The sequence below is a fragment of the Vibrio sp. FE10 genome (genome assembly GCF_030297155.1).
Classification (GTDB): Bacteria; Pseudomonadota; Gammaproteobacteria; order Enterobacterales; family Vibrionaceae; genus Vibrio; species Vibrio apostichopi.
On sequence record NZ_AP028068.1, the window covers coordinates 1,384,235 to 1,396,467 of the forward strand.

Here is a 12,233-nt window from a genome sequence, read left to right on the forward strand (position 1 = left end):
AAATGAATTATCTCTTTCTGAGAAATTCGACTAACGAGGTTATCCTAATGAGGACAACATTAATTTGTACGTTTATTACAGCGCTCATCGCTGTTTACTCTGTACAAGCGACGACTTTACCTGCGCCGACCTGGCACACCATGACCTTTATTGATGGCAGTACAAAAGAACTGCGATTAATGGGCTCCCAGCATATGTTTTGGTATCAAGACCATGATGGTCACATATACGTTCAGAATACTGATAATCAATGGTATTTTGCCAAATATGAAACAAATGATGATGGTACGGGTCGAGTTGTTTCTACCGGAGTGCTGGCTTCGAGTGAAGCTGAAGTGCCAATAGAATCAAACATAAAAAATCTGAAAATTGATCCAATACACATCAATGAATCTTTTGACTCACCTGCTGCAAACCTTAAAAGATTTACCCCAATAGAAAACCAACGCTCACTTCTAAAAAGTCCTTCGAAAAAAAGAATCACTGAGCAAGCTTTGTTGGTAGTACAAGTTAGCTTTTCAAACGAACAGATAGAAAATGACTTTCAATCGACGATATTTGGTGAAAACCAACAAAGTGTTCAAGATTATTTCCTTAAAAATAGTTATGGGAATTATAAAGTTGTTCCGGCCAAAGAAAATGAAGGAACAAAAAATGATGGCGTTATTAATGTCACGTTGGATATAGATCATCCAAATTGTCACTCTAAGTCTGAAAGTAATTGCCAAAGTAAACTTAATAATGTGTTCACCAAGGCGTATGAAGCGTTAGATGTTGACTTTAATCTTTCTCAATATGACTACAACAATGACGATAGTATCTCCCCACAAGAACTGTCCGTGATGTTTGTGTTTGCTGGTAATGACAAATCCAGTGGTACACGTAAAACGCCCACTATTTGGCCGCACAAGTTTGCTCACCGAACTGTCGAGATAGACGGCAAGCGTATTAGCGCGTACTGCCTATTCGCAGATTATCAAGATGACCACCAATCAACCATGGGTGTTATTGCTCACGAACTTGGACATCTGATGTTAGGGCTGCCGGATCTATATTCTTATAAGCATGATGGTTCGATTGGACATTGGGGGCTAATGGGAGGTGGTAGTTGGGGCAGTAAACCCAGTGACCAGTATGCTGGCGAAACGCCGGTTAACATGTTGGCGTGGAGCAAAGAGGCATCAGGTTTTTTAAAGCCGAAAGTACTCTCTAATAACGGCAGTGTCGACATAGACACAATCAAGGGCGAAAGCGTTATTCACCTCGATCCTTACCTCAAGCAATTTGGACCTCGTGCTTACATTGAAAATAGACGTAAAAATAACTACGACCAAGCGCTTCGTGGAGAGGGTTTGTTAGTAACGGCAGTGAATATAGATAACCAATTCAACAGCTCCGGCCCAATGCAAGTGCAGGTATTCCAAGCTGATGGGCAGGGATCGCTTGAGAGCGGATTTTCGTCTGGGGATGATGGTGATGTCTTCCCGGGTAGAGAATCGGTTACTAATCTTTCAGATGACTCTGAACCTTCCTTAACGGCGATTACTGCAGGAAGAAAGACGGATATATCGATAACCAATATTGTCAGCAATGATACCAAAGCGAGTTTTTCTTTATTGGTGCCTAATTCAAACAATAAATCGTCTTGGGTAACCTCATTCGGAAGAACTTACCCACGTTACAACGTGGATAGTAATGTTTTAGGTTTTTCTATTGATGTGGTTAACGGCCAACAAGACATAGCAGGGATTCATTTTTACGCGAAAGCAACCAGCATAGCGATGCCTATGTTCTATCGTTTGGTGGAATACCCATATCAATCAAGATTCGGCAATGCAGTTATTGACGAGAACGCCGCTCGGTTGTTACACCGAGGCGTTGCTCAGCAAGGTGGCGGACAAATCATTTTTGACGAGAAAATTAAGCTTGGTTTAGGCTCTAAGTTAATTGTCCTAGAGATTGAAAATGGTACTCCTGAATACTCAACACAGTTTTTAGATGCGTATTTAGGAGACGGACAAAGAAAAAGACAGTTTTCGGGGACCATTTCTGATTACAAAACTCGAGGTTTGAGCCGTGGGTTTGGTCAGAATTTCCCTTTTGCAGTACTTTTTGAATTGCCGGCACAAGACAGACCTATTGTTGTTGACGATAGGATATCGACCGATGAAGACATTCCTTTTATGCTCAATCTGTTGGCGAATGATATCAATCTACCGAAGCCTAATAATTATGTTGTTGAACTAGGGAAGAAGCCGACTAAAGGGGTGATTAAAGATGGAACTTACTTTCCGCTGTCTGACCAGTTTGGTCGTGACAATTTTACATACCGTTTGGTAGGTCGACTTGGGGATAAGACAGACTTTGCTCATGTCGAAGTTGATATTAACCCAGTGAATGACGCCCCGAAGTTTACTCTAGATCGGCTAGACGCAAAGTCTGAGCCTAGTGAAACCGTAATATTCACAGTAACTAATATTATTGATGTCGATTCTTCGGAGCATCAAATCACGTGGTCTCAAGTACAAGGGCCAAGATTGTTGTTAAGTGATGCCCAATCTAAAGCCCTTAAAGTGACGGTACCTAGTGATGCTTTGGAAGGTGAGCAATACAGATTTTCTATTCTGGTAAAGGACTCGTCAGGAGGGCATGCAAAGCAGTCTGTAGTGGTTGATGTGCGAAGAAAGCAAGCATCACTCTTGGGTACTAAATCTCTGCAAGTAAAATATGGAGATGAAATCAATTTGGTTCCTAATATTAACGGCGGTGTTCACTCGTTGTATATATTGGAATCTCCAACTAATGGAATTGCAAAAATTGTCGATGGTAAGATCATTTATAATGCGCCTACTCAACGTAAGTTAGCGTTATATGACACTATTAAATATAAGGCTTTATCGGCCGACGGTGGTGAATGGGTTGGTTCGTTTGATATAGAAGTTTTACCAAATGTTTCAAATGAACCCTCTTTGCCAATAACGCAGAGCGATTCATCAGGAGGAAGCTCTTCATTGCCAGTTCTTATTATACTCTGTTTACTCTTCCGATTGAGAGCAAAGCGATAGAATAAAATGACAAAAGAGAGCTATATTGATTAGCTCTCTTTTTTACCTGTTTCTAAATTTTAACTCAAAAAATGAAGTTATCTGTCGCATTTCTGCATCAAGAGCTACATCTATAGGTGTTTAGTTTCATTTGCGCGTAATCTTGATCACAAAAACGAACAATGCTCAGTTTGAGTGACTTTTGAACTTTAGCCTTATAAATGTCGATTATTTACATAAATTTCAAAGCTTTTACGTACCATTAAGGTGGTGAGTGCATAGGTTTTGGTTATAATTGTGTTGATTGTCATTTGCTTGGGGAGTGTGTTGTGTAAGGACTCTGGAACACGAATGACAAGTGAAATATGTTGTTTGTAAAAGCACATAAGGATTTGTGAATCAGTTGTTGGTGCGGGAAATTTATTTGTTTATTTAGATGGATATAAACATTATTTATGACTATATAAATAATGTTTTTTTGTATCTGAATGACACTATTGTTACTTTTACGCTGATTTTTAATAAGAATAATTAATAAAATAACGCAACATCGGGGTAGTTTGCACCATGAAAAACGTCAACAGGTCTATCGACGTCAAATATTTAAGAACATTTTCACACGTTGCTAAACACAAAAGTTTTACAGCTGCAGCTGAGTCTCTATTTATGACACAGCCTGCGGTTTCTCAACATATTAAAAAGATAGAGAATACGATTGGGGCGAGTATTTTTGATCGAAAAGAAGGATTTTTACTCACTAAACACGGAAAAGTATTACTCGATTACGCTGATCAAACAATGTCTATGTACGAAAGATTGTTTGAAGATCTAGAAAAAGTGGAGTTACGAGATCAATTCAATATAGCGATTGCTGAATCTTTTTGCTTCGATATGGTTGAACGAGTAATCAACGAATTTAGAATGTTGAACAATATAGACTTGTCCATAAACAGTTTTACTAAGTCTTCTCTACTGGACTCGTCTCGCTACGACTTAATATTCACGATGGATAGAATTTCACGAGAGAATGGAAAATCCTATCAGTTAAAAACCGTGAATTATGTGATCGCGCATTCCAATTCACTTGATCCACACGAATGTTACCCACAGAGAGTTGTTTACTGTAGTTCTTTGCCTAAGTCTTATGTTCAGGAGTTGCTTAATGACTATAACATTGATTCTTCGCATGTGACCAGTTGGGTGAAAACAAGCTCATGTCAGTTACTAAAAAATGAATTGGAAACCAACGGTACGATTCTAATATTTCCTGAGTGGTCGATATGCCATCACAATTGTAAAACAATACCTTTACGTCAAAAAGTGAATATGTATGTCTGGTGTAGCGATGAGATTTCGCAAGAGTTGGAGACGTTAGGCATTAAAGATAAGATTCAACAGCTATTTCAAATTAGTGATATTTCAACACCAGTATTGAATCATAATATTATGTAATCAGTTTGATAATATTGATATTGTGCTAAAAATAAAGCAACTCAAAGCAATAGGTATTCCGTAAGGAATGCCTTTTTTGTAGCTATCAAAACCTGCTGCTTTTCCTATTATGTACATAATAGAGACTAACCCTCCACCAAAAAAACCTATAAAAATCAGTGTTATTATTGCAAAGTCGGGTTGTATGCCAATGATTAAGGCGCCGATTAACTTCACATCTCCAGCGCCTATAACCTTTACATACCAAAGAATAAAAAACACAAAGAAGCATAGAATAGCAATGGAAATCGAAGTCATTAAATAACCGTTATACAGTGCGACGAAAATGCTAAATATTAAAGCAGTCTTACTGAGATTGTTTGGTATCTTTCTATGCTTTCCATCGAAAAAACACACGCATACTAATATTAAAAAGTTTATAAAAATTAAAGTGGTATAAAATAATAAATCTATATTCATAAATATAGGGTATAGGTAATAGTTATCTATATCAATACAAACCATATTGTTAATTATTATAGGCTCATAAAAAACATTTATGCGAGCTGAAATAAGTTTATGTTATGCGATCATAATAACTATTAATTGGATGTATGTTTTTGTATCGGGTAAATTTTACTCGCAATTTCAATTAGACCAATGGTCAATATACTTTTATAGGATTATTATGTATTACAAAACTCTAGCAAAACTAGCTGAACTAAAAATGAAGTTCGAAGATGATGTACGTGGTGTTACCGCTGTGGAATATGCAATTATTGCTGTTGTAATGTCGGCTCTAGTATTAGCAGCATTTCAAACTGATGCGCTTAAAAATGCTATCACTGGTGCATTAACTAAAGTGACCACTAATTTGACTACAGCTACTACAGGCAAATAATCAGCCACTAAGAATAATATATAAAGGGGCTTTTGCCCCTGTTTTAGGCTTAATATGAACAGAATTATCATTCTCCTTCTTGTCGCTTTTTCCATTTTCTCCACATTGATTTATATCAATATGAACTATATGTCATCTGATGAAGAACCACAGGAAGTACAGGAGCAAGAAGAACCTAAGGTCAGTATTTTAGTTACTCAGAAAGCGATAAAACGTTCTCAACCGTTAACTCCTAATTTTTATGATAAGAAGTTTGTCCATATATCTGATTTAGATGGTTACTACTACACGCTAGAAGACGATCTTATTGTTGAACCTGGTGCTCTTTTTAAAGACGACATCGGCGCAGGCACCTATATAACACAAGATATGATCTCTAACCCGGGTGACCGAGATTATATGTACCTGTCATTAAATGACGGTGAATTACCTTATTTTTATGAAGTAACTGGTATCGGAGTCGTACAAACCGCAACGCTTACCCCTGGTGATAAAGTGAGCTTTGTTTCCACAACCTCATCAAAATCCAATCTAGTTGAGAATGGATATGGTGACATCGGTGATCTCGTTAGCCGAGTGATTATTAGTGGAGCTCGCGTGCTGCAGGTAATAAAAGGCAGTGAAGATACTGATTCAGAGGATGCTGAAGATAAAAAATACAGTTTAGTCATTGCATTAAATATGCGCAGCGTTTTGAAACTCGAAATGGCTCAAAAAATCGGTGATGTGAATATCATTCCATCTGAAATCGAGAATCGCTATTTATCTATCCGCAGTAGTGACCTTTTAGAAACTCAGTTCGGTGTCAGAGAATTACGTGGTAAGGAATAACATGACTTTAAAGAAGAAAAATATAGCCTTGCTATTGTGCGGGATTCTTTCTTATCCATTACTCGCATCAGAATTAATGAACTTGGATCAAGGCGCTGCTAAAACCATTAATTTGAAGCGACAGATATCAACGGTATTTGTGGCGAATCAAGAAATAGCTGACTACAAAATTATCGATGAAAACAAGGTTGTGGTTTACGGCGTTGGCCAGGGCACTACCTCAGTGATTGTTTATGATCGCGGCGGAAATGAAATTTACAATGCGGAATTGGTTGTCAATCAAAGCTTGAGACTTCTCAAGCAAACGCTTATTGCTCGATTCCCTGATGAAAGCGTTATGGTTTCCAATGTCGGTGACCAAGTGGTCTTAGACGGTATCGTCGGTAGCGAAGAGATCAAACAAAAGATTAATCGTCTCGTCGGAGAAATGCTGAAGAAAGATCGTCGCCGCGCTGCTTATGAATTAAGGGATGCTGACGGCGAGGCTTTAGATGAACTGGAGTACACAGCACAGTACAACTACGACCAAGTCATTAATAATCTGAAAGTTCTCACTACTGAACAGATAAATGTAAAGCTGACGGTTGCAGAAGTTTCGAGTTCTTTTCTGACCGAGTTGGGTGTGACATACAGCGACAGTGGAGAGCCGGGTACTTTTGTTAATAAGCTCCTTGATTTTACGGCTCAAGATATCGTTTCTGTTATCTCCGCAAGTGGTGATGACAAAATCGGGCGGGTATTGGCCGAGCCCAACCTTTCTGTTATTTCGGGTGAACAAGCCAGTTTCCTTGCTGGCGGTGAGATCCCAATTGCGGTACGAGACGAAGACGGCATTACTATTTCCTACAAAGAATACGGCGTTAAGTTAGCCATGGTAGCCAAGGTTACTGACACGGAAAACATCCGCTTAACCTTGATCCCTGAAGTCAGCTCTATTGATGAATCGAACAAAACGACGACGGGTTTAATCTCTGTGCCTTCTTTGCGAACTCGACGAGCTCAAACGACGGTTCATTTAAAAGACGGCCAAAGCTTTGTACTTGCAGGGTTACTTACGTCAGAAGAGCGTGAATCGTTAACCAAGATACCAATTCTGGGGGATATCCCAATCTTAGGGGCGCTATTTAGCCACACTTCCACGAACCGCTCTAAAACGGAATTGATCATTGTTGCGACTGTCAATCTCGTTGACCCTGTCGAGCAAGAACAAGTTAAGTTGCCAAGTTTTAGACGTACCAGTGATCTCGAACGATTGCTAAGAATAGACCTCTCAGATCTCGATGAACCTGAGTTGGAAGACACGATTAATCAAGGAGGGTTCAACTAATGAGATGGATCGTTATTACTTTAATAGCTTTTTTCACTTCTGCTTGCACTCATCTTGATACCAGTAACTCTAGTGTTATTGAACAATTAGAGGAACGCTTTGAATTTGACATGACGACTGATGAAGATTCGATGCCTCGTTCTGTGGCGTTTATTCGAGATCTCAACGTAAGAGAGCCAAAGGCGACGTTTTTAGTTAGATATAAGCCTGATGCGAGTGAGTTTGTCGCGAAGTTAAGCGATCGATTTAAGTCAGAATCCATCTCGAAAGACAGATACAAAGTCGAGCTTGCCGATCATGGCCAAGAAAAAAACATCCTAATCATAGGTCGATATGTCCGAATTAAAAGCAGTGACTGTGGCGTGATGGTGTTCTCTAAAAGGGAAGATTATCAATTTGGCTGTAGTGTCGAACACAATCGTAATATTAGCTTGGTCAATCCAATTAAGAAGGCGAAATAGCTATGGACTTGGATATCTTGTTTCGTAATTCGTCTTCGAAAATGAAGTCGACAGTTGAGGCTACCGATCTCATTGTTTCAGACGATAGCGCCTTAACTGAATCGATTAATGATCTATACGCGATTGAAGGCTTTCCCAAACCACTTGAAGTGACTGATATTGATTTAGATGGTGTTTGGAATCAGTCAAACATCAAGCTCAATCATGTTGTGCTCGATCTTCGAAGTGCTTCTAATGTTATTGAGCAAGTGTCCGAGATTTCGATTCGCCTAGATGTGAATATATCTTTGCTTGTTCTCTGCGATGTCGACTCTATAAAACTGCGTAACCAAGTGCATTCTCTGGGTGCTACATATGTCTTGTGGGACTCTGAGCTTGATGCGTTACTCGCGGCATTAAAGGCGACTCAAGAAGGTGAAAGCACCGTCAAAAAAACGAGAGTAGCTAAACGTATATTGGTGTTAGGAACCAAAGGCGGCATTGGAGTATCTTGCGTAAGTTCTGTTTTAGCACATTCCTTAGCAGAGCAAGCAAACCTAAAGACACTCTTAGTGGATCATGATTCAGGAGCGCTAAACAGCGACATTTATATTGGTGTAAAAGGCTTGAAGGCTAAGCACAATAGTATCGATTTAAATCAGATCGATATCGACAGTGCAATAGCAAAAACCTATGTGCATGGCGTCAAAGAGAAACTTGATTATTTGGTTCTAGAGAAGAATGTTGCCTGTCTTTCTGATCACGCATCTACGCTGTACAACCTTTCGAGTCAACTGATTGATCAGTATAACTTTATTATCGATTCAGCGCCGCTTTCTTGCTACGAAGAGATGCACGATCAGGAGTTATCAGATAAGTATCACCGCATCTTTATTGTTTGCGAACCTTCGGTCTCTTCATTGCGTTCATACAACTCGTTAAAGAAGAAGATCGGTAAGTCTGAACACCAGGTTATTTTCAACCTGAATAGACCAGCGAAAGACTTCATGGTTACGCTCGCAAGCGCAAAAGAGAGGATCAAAGCCAAAGATAGCATTGATTTTATGTATGAGCAGTCACTTGAAAAAATAGTGGTGCAGCAAGGTATTAATGAGTTGCTTAAATCTAAGTCCTCGACTGCCGTTCTGAGTATGGTTGCCACGTTAACAGGCAAGAAAATTAAAACCAAATCACGTTTCAGTTTGTTTAGAAAATGAATCAATTAAAAGAAATTTACATCCAGCTTCGAGATGAAATCTTCGATGCTTTGGACGCCGCGACGCTTGTTGAAATCAGCAATCAAGAGCTAGAAGAACAGCTTAAAGATTCAGTTAATATATTGATCGACAAAAAGCAATTGCAAGTCAGTTCTCTTAAGCGCGTTGATCTAGTCAAAGCATTACTCGATGAGTTGAAAGGTCTTGGGCCGCTGCAAGCTTTGGTCGATAACGATGACATATCGGACATCATGATCAACGGGCCTTCCGATATCTTCATTGAAATCAATGGCAAAGTCGAACAGTCACCCATTCAATTTGTTAATGAAAAGCAACTGAACACCATAGCTAAACGAATCGCTTCGAATGTAGGTCGTCGTATTGATGAATCGAAACCGCTTTGTGATGCTCGTTTGATGGATGGCAGTCGTGTAAATATTGTAATTCCACCGCTTGCAATAGATGGCACATCTATCTCTATTCGTAAGTTCAAAGAACAAAAAATTAGGCTTGAGAATCTGGCTGAGTTTGGTGCCATGTCTGTGGAAATGGCAAAGCTATTGTCTATAGCCAGTCACTGCAAGTGCAACATATTGATCTCTGGTGGTACAGGTTCAGGTAAAACAACATTGTTGAATGCGTTGTCTGGGTTCATTGGCGAAACTGAACGTATTGTGACCATTGAAGATGCTGCTGAGCTACAACTTCAAAAGCCTCACATCGTAAGACTTGAAACTCGACAAGCCAGCGTAGAAGGGACGGGAGAGATCACTGCGCGTGACCTTGTGATTAATGCCCTTCGTATGCGTCCTGACAGAATCATTGTGGGTGAGTGTCGTGGTGGTGAAGCCTTTGAGATGCTTCAAGCCATGAATACTGGCCATGACGGATCTATGTCGACATTGCACGCTAACACACCTCGTGATGCCATTGCTCGTACTGAGAGCATGGTGATGATGGCAACAGCCAGTCTGCCGATATCAGCAATACGCAGAACCATCGTTAGTGCAGTAGACCTTATCGTTCAAGTAAAGCGCCTCCACGATGGTAGCCGCAAGGTGATGTACATTTCTGAAATTATCGGGATGGAAGGGGATAGCGTGGTGATGGAAGACATTTTTCGTTATGAAGCTACTTCAAATTTCAAAGATGGAAAGATGGAAGGTGAGTTCAGAACACCCGGTTTATCGACTCGTTCTGTGATTTATGAACGCGCAAAATTCTTTGGTTTAGAACAAGCAGTGAAGGAGATATTTACATGACTTTAATACTGATTGCTTCATGGAGCGCTTTGCTACTTTACTTTCTTATCCATCGCTCTCGTCAAAACAAAAAATTGAGCAGCTTAATTGAGATGGAAGCTGAATTTGAAGGGGTTAAAGGTGTTCGCTCTGTTATTGATTCACAACAGTTTGAAGAGAGCTACAAAGCCCGGTTAAGGAAAAGTTACAAGAAGACCATCAAAGTCTTTCAACCTAATATGTCTTTGAAGCTAATTCTATTTGTATCTGTGACAGCATCGGCAGTCTATGCGGTCAATGAGTTTTTCTTGCGTCAGGATTATTTCGTTTGTTTACTCCTTGCTGAACCAATCTTGTTCTTTGTTTTTTACACAAAGTTAAAGCAAAGACAGATGGATCGTTTCAAAATTAACTTCCCAGACGCTTTGAACATTTTGAGCGGCGCTATTTCTTCTGGTCAAAGCATTATTCATGCGTTCGAGTACGTAGGTAAGCAGCTTGATAATGATGTGGGCAAAGAGTTCAAGCTTATGGCTGAGCGATTACTTATTGGTGAAGACCCTGATGATGTTCTTGAACGTAGCAGCAATACTTTTCCTTATTTAGAGTATTTCTTTTTCGCTTCAACGATAAGAATCAACCTAGCTCGGGGTGGCCAGCTCAAAGATGTGATCAACAAAATTAATCGACTTATGTTTGATTCTCGAGCTGTTGAGAAAAAGAAGAATGCATTGACCTCAGAAGCGCGAGCTTCTGCCAAGATTATCGCCTGTTTGCCCGTGATTTTTCTTATCATCTTGAAGTTTACAAGCCCTGAGAACTATAGCTTTGTTATGTTTGAGGAAGCGGGACAACCTATTTTTTATTACGTTCTAGTGAGTGAATTATTAGGTTTCTTTTGCATCTGGCTGATCTTGCGAGGTGTCAATTGATGGACTTTGAAACGGCCATTGTTTGGAGTGTCATATTTATTATCTCTATGGTTCTAGCAACGTATTGCTTGCGTTTTTGGGATAACACGAGAGCAAATATAGAAACTCGAAAAATAATTGGTTCAACACGCGAAGAAAAAAAACGAACGGATTTATTCAAGGCTGTTTTGTCTCGGCTTAGTTTCAATAAGCATGAAACTAAAAGGAAGTTAGTCGCAGCTGGTTTTTACAATGACTTCCTTGCTGATGCTTACTATTTATTGAAAATAATCCCTTTTAGTATCTGCCTAGTATTAATTGGTCTTGACTTCTTTAACGGTAAAACCGAAGTAATATTTGCTTTGCTGTATTTATTGGGGGCCTTATTAGCGTTTGTCATCGCGCCGGATTCCTATGTGTCAGCTCGAGGCAAAGCCAATATAAAGCACATCAGTTCAAGGTTACCTTTTTTACTCGACCTTATGAATGTTTGTGTCCATACCGGCATGACTATTGAGTCTAGCCTAGAGTACTTGGCGAAAGAACTTCACTCAGTAGACAGTAACCTTGCTCATGTTGTGAGAGTGACTGTCGAACGCTCGCGCCTGGTGGGTCTTGAAAAGGCATTAGAAGAATTTTACGAACTCGTGCCGACCAGTGAGTCACAAAGTTTCGTAATGACCATGGTGCAGAGCCTCCAATTTGGTTCATCTGTTGGTCCCGTATTATCGACCTTAGCTACTGATATTAGAGAGCTAAACATGATGGATTTAGAAGAACGGATTGGAAAGATGGGGGCGAAAATGTCAATCCCGCTTATCGCTTTTATCATGGTTCCTATTGTTGTGCTAATTGCTGCCCCTGGTATTTTGAGGATGTTGATGTGATAA

The 12,233-nt window shown here is 39.7% G+C and carries 11 protein-coding genes; 10 read left to right on the forward strand and 1 reads right to left on the reverse strand.

The window, feature by feature from the left end; translation table 11 throughout:
- The first annotated feature begins 47 nt into the window (after positions 1–47).
- Together QUF19_RS23130 and QUF19_RS23135 are read left to right on the forward strand one after the other, a co-directional pair.
- Entirely contained in the window at positions 48–3,065 is a 3,018-nt protein-coding gene (locus tag QUF19_RS23130) for a M6 family metalloprotease domain-containing protein (RefSeq protein WP_286299986.1), read from the forward strand.
- Positions 3,066–3,611: 546 nt separating this feature from the next.
- Positions 3,612–4,496, forward strand: coding sequence for a LysR family transcriptional regulator (locus tag QUF19_RS23135; RefSeq protein ID WP_286299989.1), 885 nt, complete (start codon positions 3,612–3,614; stop codon positions 4,494–4,496).
- Here QUF19_RS23135 and QUF19_RS23140 read toward each other — a convergent pair whose 3' ends face one another.
- On the reverse strand, positions 4,497–5,000 hold the full coding sequence (locus QUF19_RS23140; RefSeq protein WP_353505929.1) for an A24 family peptidase: 504 nt from the start codon (positions 4,998–5,000) through the stop codon (positions 4,497–4,499).
- Between the two features lie 163 nt (positions 5,001–5,163).
- On the opposite strand from QUF19_RS23140, the gene QUF19_RS23145 reads away from it, so the two are divergent.
- Genes QUF19_RS23145 through QUF19_RS23180 form a run of 8 tightly spaced genes read left to right on the forward strand, consistent with a single transcriptional unit; the run spans position 5,164 to position 12,230 of the window.
- Complete coding sequence (locus QUF19_RS23145) at positions 5,164–5,376, forward strand: Flp family type IVb pilin (RefSeq protein WP_065104638.1); 213 nt, start codon at positions 5,164–5,166, stop codon at positions 5,374–5,376.
- A 54-nt stretch (positions 5,377–5,430) separates the two neighbouring features.
- Positions 5,431–6,207 (forward strand): CpaB family protein, encoded by a 777-nt coding sequence (locus QUF19_RS23150; protein ID WP_102435563.1) that lies wholly within the window; start codon positions 5,431–5,433, stop codon positions 6,205–6,207.
- A 1-nt stretch (position 6,208) separates the two neighbouring features.
- Entirely contained in the window at positions 6,209–7,534 is a 1,326-nt protein-coding gene (locus tag QUF19_RS23155) for a type II and III secretion system protein family protein (protein ID WP_102435565.1), read from the forward strand.
- Positions 7,534–7,995 (forward strand): ATPase, encoded by a 462-nt coding sequence (locus QUF19_RS23160; protein ID WP_286300006.1) that lies wholly within the window; start codon positions 7,534–7,536, stop codon positions 7,993–7,995. Before QUF19_RS23155 ends, QUF19_RS23160 begins: the two co-directional genes overlap by 1 nt.
- Positions 7,996–7,997: 2 nt before the next feature.
- Positions 7,998–9,191 carry a CpaE/TadZ family protein gene (locus QUF19_RS23165; protein ID WP_286300009.1) on the forward strand — a complete coding sequence of 398 codons (1,194 nt, stop codon included), beginning with the start codon at positions 7,998–8,000 and terminating at the stop codon, positions 9,189–9,191.
- Positions 9,188–10,453, forward strand: coding sequence for a TadA family conjugal transfer-associated ATPase (locus QUF19_RS23170; protein WP_009845561.1), 1,266 nt, complete (start codon positions 9,188–9,190; stop codon positions 10,451–10,453). Before QUF19_RS23165 ends, QUF19_RS23170 begins: the two co-directional genes overlap by 4 nt.
- The gene (locus tag QUF19_RS23175; protein WP_286300023.1) at positions 10,450–11,364 is read left to right on the forward strand and encodes a type II secretion system F family protein; all 915 of its coding nucleotides are present in this window, start codon (positions 10,450–10,452) and stop codon (positions 11,362–11,364) included. The genes QUF19_RS23170 and QUF19_RS23175 overlap by 4 nt, the downstream gene beginning before the upstream one ends.
- Positions 11,364–12,230 carry a type II secretion system F family protein gene (locus QUF19_RS23180; RefSeq protein ID WP_102435569.1) on the forward strand — a complete coding sequence of 289 codons (867 nt, stop codon included), beginning with the start codon at positions 11,364–11,366 and terminating at the stop codon, positions 12,228–12,230. Before QUF19_RS23175 ends, QUF19_RS23180 begins: the two co-directional genes overlap by 1 nt.
- Positions 12,231–12,233: the final 3 nt, after the last annotated feature.